This is a genomic window from Enterococcus sp. DIV0660C, assembly GCF_017316125.1.
GTDB lineage: Bacteria > Bacillota > Bacilli > Lactobacillales > Enterococcaceae > Enterococcus_B.
In genome coordinates, this window is the sequence record NZ_JAFLWA010000031.1 from 42,631 (window position 1) to 66,918 (window position 24,288).

A 24,288-nucleotide genomic window follows, 5' to 3' on the forward strand; every position below is an offset into this window, starting at 1 on the left:
ATCTGATATGATAGAGAAAGCATGAGGTGGGTTATAGTATGAAAGAAGAATTAAGTGAGTACCTTCATTATTTGAATATTGAACGTGGACTTTCTGCCAATACGCGTAAAAGTTATGAACGCGATTTGGAACAATATTTGCATTTTATGGAAGAAAAGAAGATTACCTCTTGGCAAATGGTCGATCGTTATTTAGTCATTCAGTATTTAGAAAAATTACATGAAGAACAAAAAGCGACTGCAACAATTACTCGAATGATTTCTAGCTTAAGAAGATTTCATCAATTTTTGCGACAAGAACGCTATACGGACCATGATCCTATGCAACATATTGATACACCAAAAAAAGCACAAAAATTGCCAAGTACATTGACGCTTAAAGAAGTCGAAATATTGATTGAAACCCCGGATACTTCAAAAACATTAGGAATTAGAGATCGGGCAATTTTGGAAGTAATGTATGCAACTGGCATGCGGGTTAGTGAATTGATCAATCTAAAACTTGGGGATCTTCATCTTTCTCTTGGCTTACTACAAACAATTGGTAAGGGAGATAAAGAACGGATCATCCCTTTGGGAGATTATGCAATCCAATGGCTAGAACGTTATTTGGATGAGGCACGTCCATTGTTGGTGAAAGATACTTCTGAACTACATGTATTTGTAAATAACCATGGAAAAGGACTTTCTCGACAAGGAATTTGGAAGAACTTAAAGCAATTAGTACAGCAAGCAGGTATTCGTAAAGACGTCACACCACATACTTTACGTCATAGTTTTGCTACGCATTTGTTGGAAAATGGAGCTGACTTACGGACGGTACAAGAATTATTGGGACATGCAGACATCTCAACAACACAAATCTATACACATATCACGAAAAAAAGAATGACAGATGTTTACAAGCAGCATTTTCCAAGGGCTTAATTAGAGGAAGGTGAAATAATGTTAACACATTACCGAAAAGAGAACCGAAAAATTGCAATGGGCTTGTTAAGCTTTCATAAAAAATTATCGGATCAAGCAGATTTGTTAAAAGAAATCGATGTTTATGAAGCAGAAAATAAGTATGAACTATTTTTCTTCACTCCAGAAGACTCGACGAACATCCAAGGGATCATCGGTATTGAATGGATAGGTAAGGATCAATTGATCATTCATGATATTTCGTTGAATCCTTCTTACCGAGGAGAAAATATGGGCTTTCTGATGCTAAATGAGCTTCAGGAAAAATACCCCGAAGTGACCTTTTTAGCAACTGAAGTTACGAAACCTTACTTATCTAAATGGCAATGAAGCATAACTAAGAAAGAGTGAAACATTTGACTGAAATCAATATTAAACTAGATATTTTTGAAGGGCCATTGGATTTATTGCTTCATTTGATTCAGCAAATGGAAATTGATATTTACGATATTCCAATTGCGACGATTACGGAGCAGTACATGAACTATATTCACACGATGAAAACGATGGAGCTAGCGTTAGCTGGAGAATATTTGGTAATGGCAGCCACACTAATGGCAATCAAAAGTAAAACATTACTGCCCGTTCAGGAGTTAGCAATTGAAGATGATCTGATATGGGAAGAAGATCCACGTGACGAATTGGTCACACAACTTTTAGAATATCGAAAATATAAGTACGCAGCGGAAAAGTTGATTGAAAAAGCTGAGGAACGCAGTTTATATTATTCGAAAGAACCAACTATGGTAGAAGACTTGGCAGAAAAAGAATTGCCTCTCAAACGTGGGCAAGTAAAAAAAGTCGATTTATTTCGAGCCATGCAGGCTATTTTAGAACGAAAAAAATTTTCACAAAAAGTGGAAAAAACGATTGCCCCAGATGATACGACAATCGAAGAACGTATGAGTTTTATTAAGGAAAAGTTAGTAAACAGTCAATCAGGCTGTACATTTGAATCATTTTTTGAAGCCCCAACAAAAGCAGAAGTTGTGACGACCTTCATGGCATTACTTGAACTGATGAAAAATGGGCAGATTTTTGCTGAACAGGCAGAAAATTATGATTCAATCATGCTTTATCCAGTAGTAGGAGATACAACGAATGACAAAATTAAGTGAACTAGAAGCTATCCTTTTCGTTGCCGGTGAAGCAGGAATTGGCAGTGATGAGTTAAGTTATTTATTGAATATTGATAAACAGGAATTATCTGAACTGATTGTGGCCTTAGAAAAAAAATATCAGGCGACTCTTGATTCAGCGTTACACATTTTCGAAACAGAAGACCATTTCGTCTTAACAACAAAAAAAGAATTAGCACCACTTTTAAAAAAATATGCACAAGGTTCATCAAATACGTTATCACAAGCAGCAGTAGAAACGTTAGCAATTATTGCTTACAAACAACCAATTACACGTACAGAAATCGAACAAATCAGAGGTGTCCAAGCTTCTGGTCCCGTTCAGCGATTGGTTGCTCATAAATTAATTGAAGAAAAAGGACGCGTGGAAGGACCAGGTCGTCCAATTTTGTATGGAACGACAGGTTATTTCCTTGATTATTTTGGTTTAAAAGACTTAACAGAGTTACCAGACACACAAGAACTAGAAAACGCGTTAAAAGATGATGCATCATTGGATTTGTTTTTTGATGGAGTGAGCGAAGGAGAACAAAAGTAATGGAAAGATTGCAAAAAGTAATTGCACACGCCGGAATTACTTCTCGAAGAAAAGCAGAAGAATTTATTTTGGCTGGTCGGGTAAAAGTCAATGGCACAGTTGTGAGAGAATTAGGTGTAAAAGTGGGTAAACACGATGTTGTCGAAGTAGACGAAGTACCTATTTATCAAGAAGAATATGGGTATTATTTACTTTATAAGCCTAAAGGAGTTATTTCTGCAGTATCAGATGATAAAAACCGAAAAGTGGTTACAGATTTATTGCCGATGGTAAAAGAACGAATTTACCCTGTCGGGCGCTTAGATTATGATACATCTGGTATTTTACTATTAACAAATGACGGCGAATTTGCACAACGTTTGACGCATCCAAAGCATGAGGTTGATAAAATGTATGTGGCAAAAGTAAAAGGGATTGCTACAAAATCAGTATTATCTCCTTTAACGAAAGGTATTAAATTAGAAGGACGAAAAACGGCACCTGCTAAAGTTCAAATCTTATCAGTGGACCCTAAAACGAACCATAGTATTGTTGAGTTAACAATTCATGAAGGGCGTAATCACCAAGTAAAAAACATGTTACAGGCAGTTGGTTTACCCGTGCAAAAACTAAAACGAGAAAGATATGGGGATTTGACTCTTCAAGGGTTACGTCCGGGAGAATATCGTGAGCTAAATAAAAAAGAAATCAGTACGTTACTAAATCATTCAAAATGATAGCTTACTTTTTGTAAGAGATAAATGTTGCATTTTTTTCAAGGCTATGTATAATGTAAGTGTAAACAAAATAATATAAAAGGTTCGTCTTCAGGGGCAGGGTGCAATTCCCGACCGGTGGTTATAGTCCACGACCTATTTCTTTAGGAAATAGCTGAATCGGTGAAATTCCGGTACCGACAGTATAGTCTGGATAAAGAAGATAGAGCTTATTTGACTAATCATTTATCAGATAACTCTAACTCTATTTTCCCTGCGAAAGTAGAGTTTTTTTGTTTGAAAAATTAGTTGGATAGTTCGCTGAAGAGGAGTCCTAACAGGAGGATTTCAAATGAAGAACACACGGGTACAAAAAATGGTTATGGTAGCGATGTTCGCTGCAATCGGGTTAGTTTTGCAATTTATTGCTTTCCCAATTATGCCGGCATTTAGTTTTTTAAAAATTGATTTTAGTGATATACCTGTCTTGATTAGTATGTTTTTATTTGGCCCTGTAGCTGGTGTAGCTACGGCTTTCTTACGCTCGCTGTTACATCTGGTGACAACAGGATTTTCACCAGACAATCTGGTTGGGGATGCTGCAAGTTTCTTGGCAACGACTATTTTCACGTTACCAATTTTCTACTTCTTCAAAAAAAATAAAAAACATGCAAATAGAAATAAAATTCTGGGCGTTGTTTCCGGAACTTTAGCAATGACGCTTTTTATGAGTGTCGCAAACTATTTTGTTATTACACCATTATATCTGATGTTCTTTGGATTGAATGCAAATCAAATGCTAGGTATGCCACTAGTAAATTATGTGTTGATCGGGATTGTTCCATTTAATTTAATCAAAGGATTCATCGTTAGTGCTGCTTTCTTAGTTTTACATGCTAAGCTATTACCTTGGTTGAGTCGTAAACAACATGCTTTAGAACAAAGACATACGATTTAAAAATGAATATTCAAAAGGGCCAGTAATTTTTTGGTCCTTTTTTTTTGAAAAAAAATGCAATAAAACCGCAAATGTAAACGTTTTATTAGTTGTTATTGAGTATTTTATTTTTTTATGTATAAACATGAATTTGTAATAAATGAATGTGAGATTCTTCTCTTTTTGAATGACGAATAGGTTTGTTTACAAAACAAAGAGACAGGCTACAATTACTTTGAAAGAAGTATCTTAGATGAAAGGAGGCAATGAGTCGTCACTATTAATGGATTTTTGAACAAAAAGTATCATTTATTTGAGATATTATTTTTGTTCTGCCGCTCTTTTTGATAAAATAACAATGGAACCAATATTACTTGATTCTAAAAATGAAAAAGGGAAAGGAAGAAGAAAATGGAACAAAAAAAGAAAAAATTTCAGATGCCGTCAGCGTATACGGTCTTATTCATTATCATTGCAATTATCGCTGTCCTTACTTGGTTCATTCCAGCTGGTCACTATAGTGTAGATGATGCAGGCAATATCATCGCTGGATCGTATCAACGAGTAAAACAAAATCCACAAGGTCTTTGGGATATTTTTATGGCACCAATCAATGGGATGTTGGGGGTTGAAGCGGGTGAGTTAACAAGTGCGACACCAGCAGCTATTCCGATTTCATTCTTTATCTTGATCGTGGGTGGATTTTTAGGAATTATCAATAAAACGGGTGCATTAGATGCCGGAATCGCTTCTGTCGTTAAGAAATTTAAAGGCAAAGAAAAAATGTTGATTCCTGTTTTAATGATTTTATTCGCTTTAGGTGGTTCAACTTACGGAATGGCCGAAGAAACAATTCCTTTCTATGCGTTACTAATTCCAGTTATGATGGCTGTTGGTTTTGATACTGTAGTAGCCGTTGCAATCGTTTTAGTTGGTTCGCAAGTAGGTTGTTTGGCTTCAACAGTTAATCCGTTTGCCACTGGGGTAGCATCACAAGCTGTTGGTATCTCTATGGGTGAAGGAATTGGCTTACGTTTCTTAATGTTTGTGATCTTATTAGGTATTTCAATCATTTATGTTTATCGTTATGCTTCAAAAATCGAAAAAGATCCAACCAAGTCTTTGGTTTATAACCAACGACAAGAAGACATGAAACACTTCGATATCGAATCGATTGGCCGTCAAGAAACAATTACAAGCAAACAAAAATCTGTTAACATTTTATTCTTTATTACTTTTGGTATCATGATCATCAGCTTGATTCCTTGGACAACATTGAATGAAAACTTTACTATTTTTGAATCATTAACAAACTGGCTAACAGGTCTTCCTGTAATTGGTACAGTATTAGGGATTGATATGTTACCACTTGGTGACTGGTACTTCCCAGAAATCACTATGTTATTCCTAGTTATGGCGATCGTTGTTGCATTCACATACGGTATGAAAGAATCTGAATTCATTTCAGAATTCTTAGCTGGTGCATCAGACTTGATTGGTGTAGCAATCGTTGTTGCTGTTGCTCGTGGTATTCAAGTTGTTATGAACAATGGTTTGATTACAGATACTATTTTACACTGGGGAGAACAAGGGTTGAGCACATTATCTTCAAGTGTGTTCATCATTATCACGTTCATCTTCTATATCCCAATGTCATTCTTGATTCCATCAACATCAGGCTTGGCTGCGGCTACAATGGGGATTATGGGACCTATGGGTGAATTTGCTGGTGTAGGTAAAGACTTAGTTATCACTGCTTATCAATCTGCTTCTGGATTGGTTAACTTGATTACTCCAACTTCTGCTATTGTTATGGGGGCTGTTGCGATTGCTCGTTTTGACATCTCAGTTTGGTGGAAATTTACTGGTAAACTAATTGCTATTTTATTCGTAGCTATCTGTGTGATTCTCGGCGTTGCAGCAATGATTTAGTTTTGCCTAGACAAAATGATTGGAAACATCTATCATTGAATAATAAAGTAAACAAAGCTAACTGAGTTGGCTTTAAGAAGACTCGGTAGGCAAACTATCGGGTCTTTTATCTTATTAGGAGGTAAGTGTAATGAAACAATTTGTTACAAAAGAACATCATGAACAAGCGTTACAATCACTTAATGAACTAATCAGAATCCCTTCTGTATTAGATGAAGAGGATACTGGGAAAGGACATCCTTTCGGGACAAAAGTTGTTGAAGCATTAGACAAAGTGTTAGCAATCAGCGAAGAATTAGGATTCCGCACATTCAAAGACCCAGAAGGCTATTATGGTTATTCAGAAGTTGGTTCTGGTGATGAATTGTTTGGTATTTTGTGTCACATGGATGTTGTTCCTGCTGGTGATGAAAAAAATTGGGATACAAAACCGTTTGATCCAACTGTAAAAGATGGTTGGTTGATTGGACGTGGATCACAAGATGATAAAGGACCATCAATCGCTGCAATGTATGCTGTCAAATCATTGATGGATGCTGGTATTGAATTTAAAACACGAATTCGTTTTATTTTTGGGACAGATGAAGAAAACTTATGGCGCTGTTTAGATAAATACAACGAAAAAGAAGAAGGAATCACACAAGGTTTTGCACCAGATGCTGAATTCCCATTGATTTACGCTGAAAAAGGATTATTACAAGCTTATCTAACTGGTCCTGGCACTACTGATTTTTCTGTGAAAGCAGGTGGCGCATTAAACGTAGTTCCTGATGCGGCTCCATATTCTGGTGAAAAATTAGAAGAAGTGAAAGAAGCATTGAATAAACTTGGTTTTGATTTTGAAGATCATGGTGATTCAATTATTGTTCTTGGAAAAAGTATCCATGCGAAGGACGCACCAGAAGGCGTGAATGCAATTTCACGTTTGTCTATGGCTTTAGCTGAAGTCTTCGATTTTGCACCAATTGATTTCTTAGGCAAATTGGTGAAAGAAAATGCAACCGGTGAACATGTTGTTGGAAAAACGAAAGATGAGCAATCTGGCGAATTAACAATGAACTTTGCTAGCTTAGAAATCACACCAGAACAAACAAAAATTGGTGTGGATATGCGTATTCCTGTAACATTCAAAAAAGATGATCTGGTAGCAAAATTAGCTGAAACAGTGAAGAAATATGAATTAACTTATGAAGATTTTGATTTCTTAGATTCGTTATACGTGCCACTAGATAGCGAATTAGTAAAAAATCTTTTGCAAACTTACCGTGATATCACTGGTGACATGACTGAACCATTTGTATCAGGTGGAGCAACTTTTGCTCGTACAATGAATCAATGTGTGGCATTTGGCGCAATGTTCCCAGATACACCAGATTTCATGCATCAAGCAAATGAACGTTGGGAATTAAGTAGTATGTATAAAGCTATGGAAATTTATGCTGAAGCTGTTTATCGCTTGTGTGCGAAATAAGCTATTTGTGAGAGAAGCATTTTACTCAAAAAATAAGAAAAATGATTAGAAATTATTTTTGAATTTTTGAGTGATTTGTGCTTATTTTAAAGGAATGACTTATTGAACACTAGTTATTCAAAAAGGAGATGTGATAAGATCTTATCACATCTCCTTTTTTATTTGTTTGGAATAATTAAGAAATTATTTTCGTCATTTTTTTGAAATACACGTATAATAAGCTAAAAGAGGATTAAAGGAGGATGGTAGCTTGAAAAAATTAGGAAAAATATTCTTAGGTATACTGATTGTTTTAAGTTTGATTGGTGTTGGAAGCTATTATTATTTAAAAGAAAATACTTATGAACCAAGCCAAACTGCATTAACATCCAGTAAAAAAGCAATTGATAACAAGGAATACCTTTTATTTGAAAGTCCAAAAAAGAAACTTGCAAAACAACACCCAATCATTATTTTTTACCCAGGTGCTTTAGTTGAGCCAACAAGTTACAGCGTTTGGGCAAGAAAACTTTCTGAAACTGGCTATGACGTGGCAATCGTCAAAATGCCACTTAATCTAGCGGTACTAGATAAAAATCGCGCAGAAAAAGTGATTAAAGATTTTCCAGATCGTACCTTTGTTTTTGGCGGTCATTCGCTTGGTGGAGTAATGAGTAGTCGGTATGTTTCTCAAAATGTGACAGATAAGAATAAAGGTATCTTTTTCTTAGCGAGTTATCCTGACAAAAATGGGACATTATCTCAGTCAAAAATTCCGGTACTTTCAATTACTGCATCAAAAGATCAAGTATTAAATCAGGAAGCATATGAAGATGCTAAACAATATTTGCCTACGCAAACAAAGTACGTGGTGATTAATGGCGGAAATCATAGTGGGTTTGGTTCGTATGGTGAACAGAAAAAGGATGGACAAGCCGAAATTACGAATGAAGACCAGCAGATCGTCCTTGTGAATACGATTGAAAACTGGTTAAAGCAAAATGGTTGGTAGTTCGTTACTTTCAATCATTAGTAAATAAAAACGTGAGCCTAGCGAAACAGTTTGAAAAAGTAGCAACTGAGCTAACTTTTTTGAGAAGTTTCTGACTGGACTCACGTTTATTTTTGAGCAAAATTTTTGCTCGTTCTATCTTGATAGACAAATTCGTCTATAAAATTCATAATTGATTTGTCGAAGGAATGATAAATTATTTTTGTTCTTCCAAGAGTATTGCTCGAACGGGACACTTCTGATAGGCTTTCTTTACATACTCAGTTTCTGCTTTGGTGACGAATTGTTGATGTGCTTCTGGTTCTTGTGCAAAGAGCACGATTCCTTCTTCATCGTAATCAAAAATATCAGGAGCCTCAATTTGACACAGGCCGCAAGCGATACAACGTTCGGGTACAAGTTTACATAATAATGACATGTTTAACCATCCTAACTTAAGGAGAATTGCTATGCTTTTATTTATTCTATCTTTATTTCCCTCAAGAAACAAGTTGAGGATCAGTTCTTTTTATCAATTATTGACAGGTAAAAAAACAACTTCCGTATTGATTTTTGGATTCTTAAACCAATTGTTGCCGGCACACAATAGTTTACCAGAACTAACTCAGAAAACCTATCAAGAACGATTAACTGAGTTAGAAAAATCAGGTTTGATTCAGATTGAAGAAAATGAAGTTTTCTTGACGTCAAAAGGGAGAGAACGTCAAAAAAAATTGAATGTCTTATATCCTGATTTACATTTTGATCTCTATGGTAGAAATTGGGAAGAGGCATGGCGATTGGTAAAATTCGCTATTCAAGTCGTTTCTTATTTAAATGCGCATCAGTCAGAATATTTACCAGCAGAAACCAGCCCATTTTATACTACTAAAATCAAAACGTGGTTAGTCCATAGTGGCTATTCAAAAGAACAGCTAGCTGATACAATTTATCACGAATTATCGACTTGTTTAGGCAAATTAACGAAGGAACAAGCTAATTTATTAGCCAATCAGTTTTCTGGTTATGAACAAATCGGGTTACTGCCCTATCAACTAATTGAGACGAGTGAGGATGAAACGACAGTCTATTTGCAACAGGCACAAGCTGTTCACGCTTTTTTCAACCAATTGCAACGGTTTCCAGATTTTTTATTCAGTCAGTTGTTGTTACCTATTTTGGAACAAAATTATAATCAAAGTATGCTAGTCACGCGACAACTTTTTCTTCAAGGGCATTCTCTCTCTGAAATCATGACATACCGTCATTTAAAAAAAGGGACAATAACGGATCACTTAGTTGAATGGGCATTGTTTTTAGACGATTTTCCATTTGATCAGCTGATTTCGAAAGAGACCAACCAATTATTAGCGAGTCAAGCGACACCTGTCCAAACTTGGCGTTATCAAGAATTAAACAAAACGGGTACACTTGATTATGGTGAATTTCGTTTTTACCAAATACGAGCTTTAAAAGGAGGACGAAAAGATGAATTTAACAGCTGAGTTAAAACGTTATTTTGGTTTTTCAACTTTTCGCCCAGGTCAAGAGGAAATTATTCAAACATTGCTGAACAAAGACAACGTATTAGCTGTGCTGCCAACGGGAAATGGTAAAAGTTTATGTTATCAGTTAACAGGTTATCTATCAGAAGGGTTGGTCGTTGTGGTTTCACCATTGCTATCACTAATGGAAGATCAGGTTATGCAGTTACAAAAAATGGGCGAAAAAAGAGTTGTTGCCTTTAATAGTTTATTGACCTTTCCAGAACGTAAATATGTTATGGAGCATTTATCTCAATATAAATTTTTATTCTTAAGTCCGGAAATGTTATTGCAATCAGAAATGTTAACCCAATTAAAAAAGCAAAAAATCGGACTTTTCGTAGTTGATGAGGCACATTGTGTTTCACAATGGGGTGTCGATTTTCGCCCAGAATATCAACGTTTGGGCGAAGTAAGAACCCAATTGGCGATTCCAGTGACCTTGGCACTTACAGCTACAGCAACAAATGCAGTCCAACGAGATATCGAGACCGTGTTATTTACAAACAAACCAAAAATCGTTAAGCATTCAGTGAATCGAGAAAATATTGCTTTATTTGTAAGAGAAACGACTCAAAAGACGGAAGAGCTAGAAGCGATTATGAAAGAAATAAAGGGTGCGACCATCATTTACTGTGCAACAAAAAAAGAGGTGGAGCGTTTATATGCAGAATTACGTGGTCGCTTCGCTATTGGCTATTATCATGGTGGTCTAGATGCGAGCCAAAGACGCCAATTACAGCAACAATTTTCTCAAAATCAATTGCAATTTTTAATTGCAACAAACGCATTTGGCATGGGGGTAGACAAAGCGGATATTCGTTATGTTATCCATTATGATTTACCAGATAGTCTGGAAAATTATGTGCAGGAAATCGGACGTGCCGGACGTGATCAGAAGCCAAGTACGGCCATTTTGTTGTACCAAACAGGAGATGAAGTGATACATCATTTTTTTAATCAATTAGCGAAAGAGCAACGTCAGGGATTTGAAGTTTACTTAGCACATGCGCAGGAGCTAGAACGTCCCTTTGATGAACTCCAACAAAAATGGTTAGAAATTGTCAAAAAAACAAATCAACCGGATCGATGGATGGAAAAATTAAAGCTTCAAGAAAAAGAGAAACAGTTTCGTTTATATCAAATGTTACGATATATCCATGCAACTACTTGTCGCAGAGAATTTATTCTGAATTATTTTGGCGAAAAATTAACAGCAAAACCCAAAAATTGTTGTGATTTTGACGAAGCAACATGGTTTCTTCCAGCAGAAACAAAAGTAAGAACAAGTCATTTTGAGAATAACTGGGAAGAGATTTTACTAAATTTATTTAAAAAAAACGTAGAGGGATAATTTTTTTCGGCATGGCCCATTTTCCTATGGTATAATACTCACGAAAGAAATTAGGAGGTAGCAAAGGTGAGCAGAAAAGATAGACATCAATCATCAGAAAATAACGAAACACAAGAACCGTGGGAGCAACCGATTTATGATACTGAAGATGAAAATTCTTCAAGAAGCTCTCAAAGACAACAAAAGAAAGGAAACACTGTTTTCTTATCAATCTTTTTGTTTTTATTAGTACTTTGTATCGCAATCCCTGCAGGAGCTTACTTCTGGATTAGAAATGGTTCAAGTAATAATGCAGCAAGTTCGACTTCAACATCGACAACTTCATCAATCGTGGAAAGTTCAACCATGAGTTCAAAAGAAGAGTCAACAACTGTCTCTTCAACTACTGCAACAGTTCAAAGTTCTGAAACTGTAGAATCAAGTATTATTGAACCAGAAACTTCAAGTTCAGTTGCACCAGTTACACCACCAGCTTCAAGTGAAACAGTCACACAAGAAACAGAAACAACACCTTCTTCATCAACAGAAGCAGTGGCTGGTTCAACGACAGTTGTTCAAGCGGGTGAAGGACCAAAACAAGTAGCTGAGCGTGCTGGAATCACGATTGATCAATTGTTCCAATTAAATGGAATGGACCCCAACAGTTATATGTTATATCCTGGACAGGAATTACGAGTGAAATAATGTGAGCCGCATTTTGCGGCTTTTTTTTGAGGAGCGTTTTTATGACAAAGATTAGTATTGCAATTGATGGGCCGGCTTCTTCTGGCAAAAGTACTGTAGCAAAAATTTTAGCGAAAGATTTTCAGTATATTTACACCGACACAGGAGCTATGTATCGAGCAGTGACCTATCTGGCAATCAAGCATCAAATTTCTTTTGCTGACGAAGTTGGGTTAGTTACTTTGATTAAAGAAAATCCAATTTCTTTCCAACAAAAAGCAGATGGCCAGCATGTGTTTGTTTCAGGACAAGATGTGACAGCTGAAATTCGTCAGCCTGATGTGACAAAAGCTGTTTCAGAAGTTTCAGCACATGGAAAAGTCCGAGAAGAGCTTGTTGCTATTCAACAACAAATTGGTGAAGATGGTGGCGTGGTAATGGATGGACGTGATATTGGAACAGCCGTTCTACCGCATGCAGAGATCAAAATATTTTTAGTAGCAAGTGTTTCTGAACGGGCACAACGCCGTTACAAAGAAAACCAAGAAAAAGGGATCCCAACTGATTTAGAAACCCTAACAAAAGAAATTCAAGAACGTGATCATTATGATTCGACACGTGAAATTTCTCCGTTGAAACAAGCAGAAGATGCCGTACGAATTGATACAACGGGAAAATCTATTTTAGAAGTGGTAGCAATGATTAAAGAAGTTGTTTCCGAAAAAGGCTATCAATTATAAGGCTTGGTTGAAAAAAAAACGATGAAATAAGCGGAAAGTTGAGAATTTTCAAATAAACCGGGCGAAATCGCTTTATTTTTTTTTAAGAATCAATTAAACTTAAATTAATACCGTACTTACGGCATAATGTTGGTTAGGAGGACAAGTGTTATGACAGAATTTGATCAAAATCAAGCAGATAGCAATCAGTCAATGGAAGATGCAATGAAGAGCGTCCAAGAAGTTAGTGTTGGCGATGTAGTTAAAGGTGAAGTTTTAGCTATTGAAGACAAACAAGTAATTGTTGGAATTGAAGGTGCTGGCGTTGAAGGTGTCGTTCCAGCAAAAGAATTATCGACATTACCTGTAGATGACATTGATGAGCTTGTTCATGTTGGCGATCTTTTAGACTTAGTTGTTATTAGTACAATTGGTAAAGATAAAGAAAACGGAAGTTATTTATTATCCAAACGCCGTTTAGATGCAAAAAAAGTTTGGGAAGATATCGAAAAAGATTTCCAAGCTGGTAAAATTATCGAAGCACCAGTAACAAACGTAGTTAAAGGTGGTTTAGTTGTTGATGTTGGCGTACGTGGATTTGTACCTGCATCAATGGTTGAAGATCACTTTGTAGCTGATTTTTCAGAGTATAAAGGGCAAACGTTGAGCTTCAAGATTATTGAAATCGAACCATCAGAAAATCGTTTGATTCTTTCTCATAAAGCAGTGGTTGAATCTGAAAAAGAAGAAAAGAAAAAAGAAGTATTAACTGCTATTCATGAAGGTGATGTCATTGAAGGACGTGTTGCACGTTTGACTGACTTTGGTGCTTTTGTTGACTTAGGTGGAATTGACGGACTTGTTCATGTTTCAGAAATTTCTCATGGTCACGTAGCAAAACCAAGTGATGCATTAGCTGTTGGGGATGAAGTAAACGTAAAAGTTTTATCAATCAACCCTGAGCAAGAACGTGTTTCACTATCAATCAAAGATACATTACCTGGACCTTGGACAGACATTGAATCAAAAGCACCAGTTGGAGCTGTTTTAGAAGGCACAGTTAAACGATTAACAAGCTTTGGCGCTTTCGTAGAAGTTTTCCCTGGGGTAGAAGGTCTTGTTCATATTTCTCAAATTTCACATAAACATATTGCGACACCTCATGAAGTACTTCAAGAAGGTCAAACAGTTGATGTGAAAGTATTAGAAGTTAATCCAGATGAACATCGAATTGCTTTAAGTATCAAAGCTTTAGAAGAAAAACCTGCTTCTGAAGAAGAACCAAAAAATATTGAATCCTATGAATTGCCAGAAGAAAATACTGGATTCACAATGGGTGATATTTTAGGTGATGCGTTAAAAGAAGAAGTGGAAGAAACGACGGGCGACGAATCAGATAAATAATTAAGTCATGTAATTTAAGACCAAGACGAAAGTGACAGCTTTTGTCTTGGTCTTATTTTTTCGTTATTGATTAGTGATAATCAAGAAAAATCTAAAATAGTTGGAGGAATTGATTAACTAAGCTTGAAAGTTTGGGGTTCATTCGTTAAACTAAGTAGGATTGGAAACTTGTGAGGAGGAAAAAATATGGCAAATCCAACAATTGCAATCGTTGGCCGTCCGAACGTCGGTAAGTCTACGATTTTTAACCGCATCGCTGGCGAGCGTATCTCGATTGTCGAAGATACTCCAGGAGTGACTCGTGATCGTATTTACGCAAAAGGCGAATGGTTAGGTCGTGAATTCAGCGTGATCGATACAGGCGGGATTGATTTAGGTGACGAACCATTTATGGAACAAATTAAGCATCAAGCAGAAATCGCGATTGATGAAGCAGATGTGATTATTTGTGTAGTTAGTGGACGAGAAGGTATCACTGACGCGGATGAAATGGTTGCAAAGATTTTATATCGTAGTAATAAACCTGTTATCTTAGCAGTTAACAAAGTAGATAATCCTGAAATGCGTAATGATATTTATGAATTTTACGCATTAGGACTAGGTGATCCATACCCTGTTTCTGGGAGTCATGGTCTAGGAATTGGTGATATTTTAGATGAGGCAGTCAAATATTTTGCCACTGACACGGAAGAAGAAGACGATGATACCATCAAATTTAGTTTAATTGGTCGTCCAAATGTCGGCAAATCTTCTTTGATCAATGCAATTTTAGGTGAAGATCGCGTAATCGTTTCAGACATTGAAGGAACGACTCGTGATGCAATCGATACCCATTTTGTATCAGAAAGTGGTCAAAAATTCTTGATGATTGATACAGCGGGGATGAGAAAACGTGGGAAAGTGTACGAAAATACTGAAAAATACAGTGTTATGCGTGCTATGCGTGCCATTGACCGTTCAGATATCGTTTTGATGGTCTTAAATGCTGAAGAAGGAATTCGTGAACAAGATAAACGTGTTGCGGGATATGCACACGAAGCAGGTCGCGGAGTCATCATCGTGGTGAATAAATGGGACTTAGTGAAGAAAGAAACGAACACCATGCGTGATTTTGAACAAGAAATCCGTGATGAATTCCGTTATCTTGATTATGCACCGATTATTTTTGTTTCTGCAGTGACGAAACAACGTTTGAATCGTCTGCCAGAAATGATTGAAGATGTTAGCATGAATCAAAATCTACGCGTTTCATCCGCAGTATTGAACGATATCATCATGGACGCTGTAGCAATTAATCCAACACCAACAGACAAAGGCAAACGTTTGAAGATTTTTTATGCAACGCAAGTGGCTGTTAAGCCACCAACCTTTGTGGTATTTGTTAATGAAGAAGAACTAATGCATTTTTCTTATGAACGATTTTTAGAAAATCAAATTCGTAAGGCATTCACTTTTGAGGGAACTTCGATTCGAATCATTCCAAGAAGAAGAAAATAGGCATTTTACCATAGTCATTCTTTTTTTTCAAAGGATAAAGGTACTTTCTTTTATTACGTTTTAATGACCAAAAAAAGCACGTTAAAATCAGTAAAAACCTTGCCATTAAGCGGTTTATATGATATCGTGATAACAGAATATTGAAGTAAGTCAATATTTCTATTAAACTTTCTGGACCACTCAGATTGTATAATTGGTTGATGTTTTACATCATATCTCTTGTTGAGGAGGTGAATCTAATCCATGGCAAACAAAGCAGAATTAATCGAAAAAGTTGCTTCAGCTACTGATTTAACTAAAAAAGACGCAACTGCAGCTGTAGACGCTGTATTTTCAACTATTCAAGATGCTTTAGCTAACGGCGAAAAAGTTCAATTAATCGGTTTTGGTAATTTCGAAGTTCGCGAACGCGCAGCTCGCAAAGGTCGTAACCCACAAACTGGTGAAGAAATCGAAATCCCAGCTAGCAAAGTACCTGCATTCAAACCAGGTAAAGCATTGAAAGACGCAGTTAAATAATTGTGTAATAAAAAGCGCTTGTAGCCTTATGGCTACAAGCGCTTTTTATGTAGAGTACAATTACATTATTGATTAGTAAAAATAAAGAGGCATAAAAAATATTCAATTAATGTAATGTTTCTCCAAAACGTATTGTTTATTTCAGATGACACTCCCACCCTAATCCCAAATTAAATTCTTCCAATACACTTGTGTAGTTGAATTGCCCATCATTTTCTTGAATCAGATAATTGATCATCGAAGTATTCGCTTCGTTTTCCATTTTTGAGTGGAAGACAGGATTGCTATATAATGCATTGAATTCTGAATGGTTTAGTGCATGATAAAGTTCATGAAGGATCACTTGTTTTTGCTTTTCTTCTGATTGATTTTGATTGATGACCATTAGATTCAAGTCATCAAAATAATAGCCTCTTTTTTCTAATTCCATCACGACTAGCTCAATTCCATGACTAGCGAGTAGCTCCTTTATTTTTTCCATAAAAAAGACTCCTTACTTACTCATTCGTCCTTCTAAAAATGCGCGAATGGCCTCTCTGTCATTGTCCGTCATCGGTTTTCCATCAAAGCTTTTCACATTGTCTAAGATTTTATTGAGATCCTCTGGTATCGTTGATTTGGTGCCCAAAGAAGGTGTATCTGTTCGTCCAAGTAAATAATCTGTTGAAACGTGAAAGTATTCTGCGACTTTTTCAAGAGTTTCCGCTTTTGGACTACTTGTCCGCCACTGATAGATCACATTTTTTGACAGCCCAATATCTTCTGCAAGCTTATTTAAGCTGATTCCTTGTTTTTTTGAAAGATTCGAAACTCTTTCGTATAAACTCATTATAAAAACTCCTTTTTATATTTTTTTATAAAAATGTTGAAAATTATAAAATAATGGGATAATATTATTTATAGATTACTCATGCAAAAACAAAGTGAATAAGAAATGTTGTTTTTGTTACTTTTATTTTATAAAACTTTATGATGTAAGTCAATGTAAGTTTAGATTTTCAAGATAATTATATTTTTTTATGAAGATAGTAATAGTAAGAGAATGACGTCAATAAAATATTTTACCTATATAAAATTAGTTAGGAGTGGAGCATTTTGCGAAAATCAACATTTAATTATATTAAGGATATTTTATCTGATTATTATCAAACAGATGCGTATATTAAACAAAGAGAAGAAGAATTACGCCATCCATTTATAGAAGCCGATTTGAATAGCTCTATTCGTGGTCAAGGAAACCATAACGTAGCAACTGAAAGGATGGCTATCACGATTGCAATGGATCGCCGACTTTGGAATTTAGAAAGAAACCGTGATGTGGTGAAAGACTGTTTGGCGCGCGCGGATGAAAATACAAAAGAAATCATCGAGAAACTCTATTTACAAAAAAATGCAACAGTCAATTTATTGGGAATGAGTCAACGCTTGTTTATTAGTAAAAGTAAAGCTTACGAACTAAGAAATGATTTTTTTGAAGCTGTTGCAGATGAGTTAGGTTTGTAACTTTGGAAAAACTCAGGAATTTTTTTCGTAGTCAACAGGCTAAAATAATATCATCAAGAAAATAAACATTTCAGAATTAATTAACTTGCTTCTTAAAAATGAAGAAAACTAATTTAGAATTGAAAAATTTTCTTGAAGTTATTATAAGGTGGTGATTTCTACTTAGATCAACGTTTTTCGTTTCAAAAAACGTTGATCTAAGATGGCTGAAAAAATTAGAATAGGGTAAAAATTTGATTTTGATTATATGTTTTAAATTAGAGATAGGCATGTTAAATAGGCATGTCTATTTTTTAGGACAAATAATAAAAATTGAAAGGTGGTAACAGATTGATTATCGATAATTTATTATTATGGAATGAATTCCGAGGATTACTAAATAATATTTACATCCAAATTTTTGTTTGGATTGTGATTGCAGATATTGTAACAGGTATTTGCAAAGGAATTTTAATTAAAGAAACGAATAGTACAAAAGGTTTAATGGGGATTGTAAAACACCTACTAGTTATTGGCTTGGTTTTGATTTCATATCCGTATCTAAAAATTATGGGATTTGAAGGAGTAGCAACAGCGTTTGTCTTTTCTTACATTGCTGTTTATGGTATTTCCGTAATTGAAAATCTAGGACAGTTAGGCATTCCTGTACCAGAATTTGTCAAAAATCGTTTTAGTAAATTAAAAAACACATCAGAAAAACAAGGTGAAGAAGAAAATGGAGGGGAAAAATAATGGTCAAAATTATCAATAATTCCGTTTGTCGTGGCGTAGCAGATAAGCGGGTGGGAAGTGTAAAAGGTGTTGTCATTCACAATACTTGGACAAATACAACTGCTGAACAAGAAATGAATCGTTTGGAAAATATGACACCTAAACAATTAGAAGCTGGATTTGCCCATTATTATGTGGACGAAAAGACAATTATTCGCACAGAAGATACTTACAATCGGGCTTGGCACGTGGCGAATTCAGAAGGTAATAATAGTTACCTTGGTTATGAAGTACGTGGTAATCGCGAAACGTCCAAAGTAGTATTCTTACAAGCAGAACAAAATGTTTTCTGGCAGGCTGCAATTGATCTACATTATTATGGTTTATCAGTCAATCGTGACACTGTTAAATGTCATCATCAGTTTTCAGCAACTGAATGTCCGAAGCGCTCATTGATGGAACATTGTGGATTTGATTCGACGTTTGCTATACCAACAGAGGTTACTGCCAAAATGCAAGATTATTTTATTTCTCAAATCAAGAAATATTATGATGATCCAACTTTGCAGCCAGATGGAAGTAGCGAAGGAGATAATGAACATGATGAAATTATTGCAGGAAGTCCAGCAAAAACGATTAATGGAATGACTGCAAAACTAGATATTTATAATGAAAATCCGATTGGTTCTTTCCGTGGAGCAGGCTGGGCACATGCTGGGAAACAGACCTTTAATTATTGTTTTATCTTCTTGATGGACGCTGAGACTGGTAACGAAATTGAACGACAACAATCAAAAAATATTGCACGCCCAGATGTAAATGCAATTTACGGATTAGCTAATGATAACAAGCCAGGCTTTGATGGAAGCATCAATATTACGAAACAAGCTGGTAAGAAAGCTTATATCAAAATTCGGTTAACTAATGATAGTAGTGGAAATACAGTAGGTGGTGCAAAAGATGTAGACTTTAATGAATATGTATTAACAATCCCAAAACGGTCACACTAACATAAAATGATTAGGATTAACAAAAGTTGGCACAAAACATAATTGTGTTTTGTGTCAACTTGGTACATAAAATAAAAAAAGATCAACTAAGGTTATCAACTGATATACCCATTATTTTTTAACGCTTTTTGATGTTCACAGGGTTCCCCAACAATTGTGAAGTTAGTGATTCTAGTGCTTTCTTGTTGATTTGACCAATCGTAAGTGCAGTTTTTGCCAGTCCAAATGCTATCACAAGCAAAGCAATGATATTCCACTCCAATTAGTCCAGCTGGATTTTCACCTTGAATCTACCCAATACATTTACCTGTGCCATTGTCATCGTGGTTTGATCTAAGTCGAAATCATAAGGATTATAAGTAAATTCTGTTAGCGGTATCGCTTTAGTAACTAGTGCTTTTGCTAATACAGGATCGACGCTAGTTTTTTCTTCGGATTTTTTCTGTTTTTTCTGATGTTTGTTCTTCTGATAGTTGTTTTTCTGGTTGTGTCTGTATCGTTTGTTGACTTGTTTCAGTTGAAATAGTTGAAGAAGCTATATCAGTTTTCTTTTCTTTTCAGGATTTTCCTGAATAATGGTAAAATAAAGAAAAGGGGGGATGCGTGTTGGAACTTAAGTTTTCCATGGTTGAACAAACCACAACGATTTCTTACGGTGAAACGTTAAGCAGTCTACTAAAACCATTGGCTATCAGAGAACCAATCTTGTTCTTAACTAATCAGCGTTATTATGATTTGTTTTCAGAAAAAATAAATCATTTTTTTGCAAATCAGGCAAATGTTGATTGGTATATTTGTACGAATAGTGCGCAATGCAATAACTTAACAGAACTTGCGCATCTCTTAGACTATGTCAAACGTTTTCCGGAAAATCAGCAGCTGGTTGTGATTGGATTTGGAAATGAAGGAATGATGGAATTAGCTAGTTTTTTTCAAAAACACACGATTCTTACAACGAAGCTTTGGTTGATTCCTGTATCTGCTCGTTCATTCGGTGGGGCATTAACAAACAAACGCAGTATTTTACAGTTACCTTATCAGGCTGTTTTAGAAACAGAGAATTTGCCTGAACGAATTTTCTATGACCAAACGATTAGTGATCGCCAAGTTGAAGGCAAACAAATCGACTTTTTGACGTTTATCGTTTGTGGATTGGTTTGTGATTATGGTTTCTTACAGAGCTTATACAAAAATTACTCAACACAGCAAAAATTACACAACGTTCCTTTTTCAGGAATGCTTGAAGAATTGGTCTATTTTTACCAAGAAGAGGCGGAAAATCTTGCAACTTATGGTAAACTATTTGAGCAAGCTTTTTATCTAACAGAAAACGGACATTTATTATCAGCAAGTATGAAAAAATTTTTAGGATTGATTTTTCAATTAGTTTGGAATGTCGAGCGTAATGCAATCTCTTTTCAATTGAAAAATTTTTTTATTTGGTTGCAACATCTTGGTTATCCAATTGACTGGTTGGAGCAGCTATTTGAAGCTGAATACTTAGAAAATGTCTTGAGTTTAGCAGAAAAAAGCAAAAAGATTCTTGTTTTAGAAAAAATTGGTATAATAGAAGGATACCATTCACCAAGCGAGAATGAATTGTTGAAAATGATGACAAGATATCAACAAATTGTCAATGAGATTAGAGGGAATTGAATGAAAACGTATAGTGAAAAAATGTTACAAGCCTTGTCTGAAGAAGATTTAGCACAGGCGCAACTATTACTTGTACAGGCTTTAAAGGAAGACCCAGCGGATGTTTTAGCTGAATTAGGCGAAGAGCTATTAGCAATTGGCTTTTTAGAAGAAGCAAAACAAATTTTTGAGCAACTTGTCACGCAATATCCTGAAAATGATGGCTTAAATATTCCATTGGCAGAGATCGCGATTGAAGATAATGAAATTGACGAAGCATTTACGTATCTAGAAAAGATAAGTAAAGAGAGTGATTATTATCCGCAAGCGTTATTGGCCATTGCTGATCTGTATCAAGTAATTGGTATTCCAGAAGTAAGTGAAGCAAAATTAAAAGAAGCAGCTAGTTTACTTCCCGACGAACCATTGATTCAATTTGCTTTAGCAGAATTGTATTTTTCGGTGGATCGATTTAAAGAGGCCGCTGTTATTTATGACAACTTGTTAAACAGTCAGATCAAAGAAATTTCTGGTATTTCCATGCAAGAACGTTTAGGGCAATCACTAAGTATGCAAGGTGAGTTTGAAGCAGCAATCGAACCATTAGAAGCAGCATTGGAAGAAGAACGTACAGATGATCGATTGTTCCAATTAGCTTTTACGAACTTACAATTAAAAGAAAATCAACAAGCAATCAATTACCTGCAGGAATTACGGACAGTTAATCCGCATTATCAATCACTTTATTTGTATTTAGGACAAGCACTACAAGAAGAAGAATTGGTTGAAGAAGCACAAACAGTGTTAGAAGAAGGAATCAAAGAAAATCCGTATCAAGTTGAACTGTATCATTTAGCTTCTGAAAACGCCTTTCGTTTGCATGACAAAGAAAGTGCTGAAAAATTATTGTTGCAAGCTCTTGAGTTAGGAGAAAAACAAGATGATACGTTATTGACTTTAAGTAATCTTTATTTAAATGAAGAACGTTATGAAGATGTTATTAATGCAGTCAACCAAATGGAAGAAACAGCAAATCCGTATGCCGAATGGAATTTAGCTCATGCGTATAATGAATTAGAAGATTTTGCTGTTGCAGCGCTCCATTATGAGCAAGCTTTCCACGAGTTGCAACATGAACCAGATTTCTTGAAAGAATACGCATTTTTCTTACGTGAGGAAGGAAAACTGGATCAAGCAAAAGAACTATTAAAACATTACTTACATCATGAACCTGGAGATATGGAGGCCCTGTCTTTATTAGATGATCTATCATAAGGGGTGATCAAGATGTTTATAAATGTGCGAGAAAAAAAGAACTTCCTAACATGGATGGTGAATCATGTTTCATTTAGTCGTCGTGAAGTTTTTTGGATTTTGAATTACTTGTCAAATCATGAAGCGATTTTGAAAAATGTTCATTTTGTTGAGGGGGCGGATCAAACTTCCCGTGGCTTACAAATCAGCGACTTGTCTGTAGCTGGTGAACCAATGAAGTTGTTTTTAAAAGGAAAAGTATTTACTGATACGGATCAGATCTTTCATGAAATTCGATTGAATCGAACGGAACCATTGTATGTGGAATGTTTTTTTGAAGATGCGTGGCAAACGAGTGAATATCTATCGATTTTAGAAGACAATCCTTTTGCTACTTGGGAATCAACGATTGCGGAAGAAGAAACAGAAGCAATTGAAAAATACTTTCATGTAAAAGAACAAGAGGCACACTTAAAGATGCTTTACGCACAAATTGATCAAGCATTAGAAGATGGAAATAAGGATGCGTTCTTGAAACTATCCGATGAAGTCAATCGTCAAATTTTAGCAGATGCACAAAAAGCGTCAGATAAAAATGGCGTTAGTTAATCAAAAAAATTGTAGTTCCAAGCAATAAGATGCGTTTCTAAAAATCGTTTTTCCTCTTTTTATGAAAAGAGAATTTATTGCCGAAGAAGCTGCTTGGGGAACACCATGGATAAGGTGGTGCGCAAAATGTTTGGCTTCGACAAGATAGCAGACATGTAAAATAGCTTTAGATTGTTTGTGATTTCGAAGAGTTGTTTTAAGCGCACCGTTTATTTAAAAGAAAAGGGGCTGTGACAATATTGTTGTCACAGCCCTTTTTTTTGTCTGAATTTCAATCGTTTGGTTTGAGGCTTCAAATAGGTAAATCCTTCACCGGCAACTTCATGAACATTAATGACGGAGAGAAAAGCTTGTTCATCAATTTCATGGATGATTTGCTTGGCAGAGGCCAATTCGCTAGAACTAACAACTAAGTAAATGATTTTCTTTGAATAACCAGAAAATCCACCCTCACCATTTAAAAAAGTGACTCCTCGTTGTAGACCAGTCATCAATAACGGTGCAATTTCATCACTTTTATTAGAAACAACCAATAGACCTTTTGCAGAATAACCACCATCAAGAATCGAATCAACCACTCGACTGAATACGTACGAAACAATCAAGGTGTACATCATTCGTTTCAAATCAAGATAAGTTAATGAAGCCAGTAACACGATAATATCAAAAGTGAGTAATGAGCGTCCCATAGATATACCATAATTCTTTTCTAAAATACGTGCAATGATGTCACTACCGCCAGTCGTTCCTCCCATACGATAGACCAAACCGCTACCCACGCCAGCAATGAGCCCTGCTAATAAAGCAACAATCAATAAGTCATGTTCTAAATTGATCTCAATAGGGACACGTTGCCAAACCCAAAGAGCAGCTGATAAAGAAACAGTTCCTAGAATGGTGTAAGCGAGTGAGCGTCTACCAAGAATTTTTCCCCCGATGAGAATCAACGGAATATTGATAAGTAAAGTTGTATAAGCGGGATCAATACCAAAGAGTGCGCGTAAAATCAAAGTAATTCCTGAAACACCACCTTCAGCTAAATGATTTGCGATATTTAGATAGACAAGTCCAAAGGCATAGATACTTGTTCCAATAATAATAAAGAAAACCTCTTTAATTGTTTTTAATAATGTCATGTGATCCCTGCTTTCGTTAAAATAGCTGAAAAAGTTAGAAAATTTTTTCAATTCAATATTAATGTAGCATGTAATTTTCATTT

At 35.6% G+C, this 24,288-nt stretch carries 26 protein-coding genes and 1 riboswitch; of the genes, 22 read left to right on the plus strand and 4 right to left on the minus strand.

Translation table 11 applies throughout. From position 1 onward, the window contains the following. The first annotated feature begins 38 nt into the window (after positions 1–38). The 9 genes from xerD to DOK81_RS08395 all read left to right on the plus strand — a co-directional run bounded on the left by xerD (position 39) and on the right by DOK81_RS08395 (position 8,668). Positions 39–926: a site-specific tyrosine recombinase XerD gene (gene xerD / locus DOK81_RS08355; protein WP_206909996.1), complete on the plus strand. Its 888-nt coding sequence runs from the start codon at positions 39–41 to the stop codon at positions 924–926. 18 nt (positions 927–944) lie between these two features. Beyond that, positions 945–1,295, plus strand: coding sequence for a GNAT family N-acetyltransferase (locus DOK81_RS08360; RefSeq protein WP_206909997.1), 351 nt, complete (start codon positions 945–947; stop codon positions 1,293–1,295). A gap of 17 nt (positions 1,296–1,312) precedes the next feature. Next, positions 1,313–2,083 (plus strand): segregation/condensation protein A, encoded by a 771-nt coding sequence (locus DOK81_RS08365; protein WP_206909999.1) that lies wholly within the window; start codon positions 1,313–1,315, stop codon positions 2,081–2,083. Next, positions 2,067–2,642 (plus strand): SMC-Scp complex subunit ScpB, encoded by a 576-nt coding sequence (scpB, locus tag DOK81_RS08370; protein ID WP_206910001.1) that lies wholly within the window; start codon positions 2,067–2,069, stop codon positions 2,640–2,642. The genes DOK81_RS08365 and scpB overlap by 17 nt, the downstream gene beginning before the upstream one ends. Further along, the gene (locus DOK81_RS08375) at positions 2,642–3,358 is read left to right on the plus strand and encodes a pseudouridine synthase (RefSeq protein WP_206910003.1); all 717 of its coding nucleotides are present in this window, start codon (positions 2,642–2,644) and stop codon (positions 3,356–3,358) included. The genes scpB and DOK81_RS08375 overlap by 1 nt, the downstream gene beginning before the upstream one ends. Before the next feature lie 82 nt (positions 3,359–3,440). Then, positions 3,441–3,566: riboswitch (FMN riboswitch) on the plus strand. A gap of 123 nt (positions 3,567–3,689) precedes the next feature. Then, positions 3,690–4,295, plus strand: coding sequence for an ECF transporter S component (locus DOK81_RS08380; RefSeq protein WP_206910005.1), 606 nt, complete (start codon positions 3,690–3,692; stop codon positions 4,293–4,295). Between the two features lie 390 nt (positions 4,296–4,685). Further along, a complete protein-coding gene (locus DOK81_RS08385; RefSeq protein WP_206910007.1) occupies positions 4,686–6,206 on the plus strand; it encodes a YfcC family protein in 1,521 nt (506 codons plus the stop codon). Positions 6,207–6,336: 130 nt separating this feature from the next. Then, positions 6,337–7,677: a M20 family metallopeptidase gene (locus tag DOK81_RS08390; RefSeq protein ID WP_206910009.1), complete on the plus strand. Its 1,341-nt coding sequence runs from the start codon at positions 6,337–6,339 to the stop codon at positions 7,675–7,677. A gap of 250 nt (positions 7,678–7,927) precedes the next feature. Beyond that, positions 7,928–8,668 carry an alpha/beta hydrolase gene (locus tag DOK81_RS08395; RefSeq protein WP_206910010.1) on the plus strand — a complete coding sequence of 247 codons (741 nt, stop codon included), beginning with the start codon at positions 7,928–7,930 and terminating at the stop codon, positions 8,666–8,668. A gap of 196 nt (positions 8,669–8,864) precedes the next feature. Here the strand turns inward: DOK81_RS08395 and DOK81_RS08400 are convergent, their stop codons facing one another. Beyond that, positions 8,865–9,086 carry a ferredoxin gene (locus DOK81_RS08400; RefSeq protein ID WP_206910011.1) on the minus strand — a complete coding sequence of 74 codons (222 nt, stop codon included), beginning with the start codon at positions 9,084–9,086 and terminating at the stop codon, positions 8,865–8,867. Between the two features lie 31 nt (positions 9,087–9,117). Between DOK81_RS08400 and DOK81_RS08405 the strand changes: the two genes are divergently transcribed. The 7 genes from DOK81_RS08405 to DOK81_RS08435 all read left to right on the plus strand — a co-directional run bounded on the left by DOK81_RS08405 (position 9,118) and on the right by DOK81_RS08435 (position 16,347). Continuing rightward, positions 9,118–10,152 (plus strand): helix-turn-helix domain-containing protein, encoded by a 1,035-nt coding sequence (locus tag DOK81_RS08405; RefSeq protein WP_206910012.1) that lies wholly within the window; start codon positions 9,118–9,120, stop codon positions 10,150–10,152. Then, a complete protein-coding gene (locus DOK81_RS08410) occupies positions 10,136–11,545 on the plus strand; it encodes an ATP-dependent DNA helicase RecQ (protein WP_206910015.1) in 1,410 nt (469 codons plus the stop codon). Before DOK81_RS08405 ends, DOK81_RS08410 begins: the two co-directional genes overlap by 17 nt. A 66-nt stretch (positions 11,546–11,611) precedes the next feature. Then, a complete protein-coding gene (locus DOK81_RS08415) occupies positions 11,612–12,229 on the plus strand; it encodes an SAG1386/EF1546 family surface-associated protein (protein WP_206910018.1) in 618 nt (205 codons plus the stop codon). Positions 12,230–12,270: 41 nt separating this feature from the next. Next, positions 12,271–12,948 (plus strand): (d)CMP kinase, encoded by a 678-nt coding sequence (gene cmk / locus DOK81_RS08420; RefSeq protein ID WP_206910020.1) that lies wholly within the window; start codon positions 12,271–12,273, stop codon positions 12,946–12,948. A gap of 150 nt (positions 12,949–13,098) precedes the next feature. Further along, a complete protein-coding gene (rpsA, locus tag DOK81_RS08425; protein WP_206910022.1) occupies positions 13,099–14,331 on the plus strand; it encodes a 30S ribosomal protein S1 in 1,233 nt (410 codons plus the stop codon). 186 nt (positions 14,332–14,517) lie between these two features. Continuing rightward, on the plus strand, positions 14,518–15,828 hold the full coding sequence (gene der, locus DOK81_RS08430) for a ribosome biogenesis GTPase Der (RefSeq protein ID WP_206910025.1): 1,311 nt from the start codon (positions 14,518–14,520) through the stop codon (positions 15,826–15,828). A gap of 243 nt (positions 15,829–16,071) precedes the next feature. Continuing rightward, positions 16,072–16,347, plus strand: coding sequence for an HU family DNA-binding protein (locus DOK81_RS08435; protein ID WP_002290178.1), 276 nt, complete (start codon positions 16,072–16,074; stop codon positions 16,345–16,347). A gap of 136 nt (positions 16,348–16,483) precedes the next feature. Here the strand turns inward: DOK81_RS08435 and DOK81_RS08440 are convergent, their stop codons facing one another. Both DOK81_RS08440 and DOK81_RS08445 read right to left on the minus strand, forming a co-directional pair. After that, positions 16,484–16,828: an ImmA/IrrE family metallo-endopeptidase gene (locus DOK81_RS08440; protein WP_206910027.1), complete on the minus strand. Its 345-nt coding sequence runs from the start codon at positions 16,826–16,828 to the stop codon at positions 16,484–16,486. A gap of 12 nt (positions 16,829–16,840) precedes the next feature. Then, entirely contained in the window at positions 16,841–17,176 is a 336-nt protein-coding gene (locus tag DOK81_RS08445) for a helix-turn-helix transcriptional regulator (protein WP_206910029.1), read from the minus strand. 266 nt (positions 17,177–17,442) lie between these two features. Between DOK81_RS08445 and DOK81_RS08450 the strand changes: the two genes are divergently transcribed. The 6 genes from DOK81_RS08450 (at position 17,443) to DOK81_RS08475 (ending at position 23,069) form a co-directional block, all read left to right on the plus strand. Then, positions 17,443–17,850 carry a transcriptional regulator gene (locus DOK81_RS08450; RefSeq protein WP_206910031.1) on the plus strand — a complete coding sequence of 136 codons (408 nt, stop codon included), beginning with the start codon at positions 17,443–17,445 and terminating at the stop codon, positions 17,848–17,850. A 330-nt stretch (positions 17,851–18,180) separates the two neighbouring features. Continuing rightward, positions 18,181–18,582 (plus strand): phage holin family protein, encoded by a 402-nt coding sequence (locus DOK81_RS08455; protein WP_242589959.1) that lies wholly within the window; start codon positions 18,181–18,183, stop codon positions 18,580–18,582. After that, a complete protein-coding gene (locus tag DOK81_RS08460) occupies positions 18,582–19,571 on the plus strand; it encodes an N-acetylmuramoyl-L-alanine amidase (protein ID WP_206910035.1) in 990 nt (329 codons plus the stop codon). The genes DOK81_RS08455 and DOK81_RS08460 overlap by 1 nt, the downstream gene beginning before the upstream one ends. A 606-nt stretch (positions 19,572–20,177) precedes the next feature. Then, a complete protein-coding gene (locus DOK81_RS08465) occupies positions 20,178–21,227 on the plus strand; it encodes a hypothetical protein (RefSeq protein WP_206910037.1) in 1,050 nt (349 codons plus the stop codon). Further along, positions 21,228–22,481: a tetratricopeptide repeat protein gene (locus DOK81_RS08470; RefSeq protein ID WP_206910038.1), complete on the plus strand. Its 1,254-nt coding sequence runs from the start codon at positions 21,228–21,230 to the stop codon at positions 22,479–22,481. Positions 22,482–22,493: 12 nt separating this feature from the next. After that, entirely contained in the window at positions 22,494–23,069 is a 576-nt protein-coding gene (locus DOK81_RS08475; protein ID WP_206910039.1) for a ReoY family proteolytic degradation factor, read from the plus strand. A 245-nt stretch (positions 23,070–23,314) separates the two neighbouring features. Here DOK81_RS08475 and DOK81_RS08480 read toward each other — a convergent pair whose 3' ends face one another. After that, positions 23,315–24,205, minus strand: coding sequence for a YitT family protein (locus tag DOK81_RS08480; protein ID WP_206910040.1), 891 nt, complete (start codon positions 24,203–24,205; stop codon positions 23,315–23,317). Between the last annotated feature and the right edge of the window lie 83 nt (positions 24,206–24,288).

Bases quoted from the DNA above. Each gene is read 5' to 3' on its own strand.
- xerD (WP_206909996.1), top strand. From the start codon at position 39: ATGAAAGAAGAATTAAGTGAGTACCTTCATTATTTGAATATTGAACGT.
- DOK81_RS08360 (WP_206909997.1), top strand. From the start codon at position 945: ATGTTAACACATTACCGAAAAGAGAACCGAAAAATTGCAATGGGCTTG.
- scpB (WP_206910001.1), top strand. From the start codon at position 2,067: ATGACAAAATTAAGTGAACTAGAAGCTATCCTTTTCGTTGCCGGTGAA.
- DOK81_RS08375 (WP_206910003.1), top strand. From the start codon at position 2,642: ATGGAAAGATTGCAAAAAGTAATTGCACACGCCGGAATTACTTCTCGA.
- DOK81_RS08380 (WP_206910005.1), top strand. From the start codon at position 3,690: ATGAAGAACACACGGGTACAAAAAATGGTTATGGTAGCGATGTTCGCT.
- DOK81_RS08385 (WP_206910007.1), top strand. From the start codon at position 4,686: ATGGAACAAAAAAAGAAAAAATTTCAGATGCCGTCAGCGTATACGGTC.
- DOK81_RS08390 (WP_206910009.1), top strand. From the start codon at position 6,337: ATGAAACAATTTGTTACAAAAGAACATCATGAACAAGCGTTACAATCA.
- DOK81_RS08400 (WP_206910011.1), bottom strand. From the start codon at position 9,086: ATGTCATTATTATGTAAACTTGTACCCGAACGTTGTATCGCTTGCGGC.
- DOK81_RS08405 (WP_206910012.1), top strand. From the start codon at position 9,118: ATGCTTTTATTTATTCTATCTTTATTTCCCTCAAGAAACAAGTTGAGG.
- DOK81_RS08410 (WP_206910015.1), top strand. From the start codon at position 10,136: ATGAATTTAACAGCTGAGTTAAAACGTTATTTTGGTTTTTCAACTTTT.
- cmk (WP_206910020.1), top strand. From the start codon at position 12,271: ATGACAAAGATTAGTATTGCAATTGATGGGCCGGCTTCTTCTGGCAAA.
- rpsA (WP_206910022.1), top strand. From the start codon at position 13,099: ATGACAGAATTTGATCAAAATCAAGCAGATAGCAATCAGTCAATGGAA.
- der (WP_206910025.1), top strand. From the start codon at position 14,518: ATGGCAAATCCAACAATTGCAATCGTTGGCCGTCCGAACGTCGGTAAG.
- DOK81_RS08435 (WP_002290178.1), top strand. From the start codon at position 16,072: ATGGCAAACAAAGCAGAATTAATCGAAAAAGTTGCTTCAGCTACTGAT.
- DOK81_RS08440 (WP_206910027.1), bottom strand. From the start codon at position 16,828: ATGGAAAAAATAAAGGAGCTACTCGCTAGTCATGGAATTGAGCTAGTC.
- DOK81_RS08445 (WP_206910029.1), bottom strand. From the start codon at position 17,176: ATGAGTTTATACGAAAGAGTTTCGAATCTTTCAAAAAAACAAGGAATC.
- DOK81_RS08460 (WP_206910035.1), top strand. From the start codon at position 18,582: ATGGTCAAAATTATCAATAATTCCGTTTGTCGTGGCGTAGCAGATAAG.
- DOK81_RS08470 (WP_206910038.1), top strand. From the start codon at position 21,228: ATGAAAACGTATAGTGAAAAAATGTTACAAGCCTTGTCTGAAGAAGAT.
- DOK81_RS08475 (WP_206910039.1), top strand. From the start codon at position 22,494: ATGTTTATAAATGTGCGAGAAAAAAAGAACTTCCTAACATGGATGGTG.
- DOK81_RS08480 (WP_206910040.1), bottom strand. From the start codon at position 24,205: ATGACATTATTAAAAACAATTAAAGAGGTTTTCTTTATTATTATTGGA.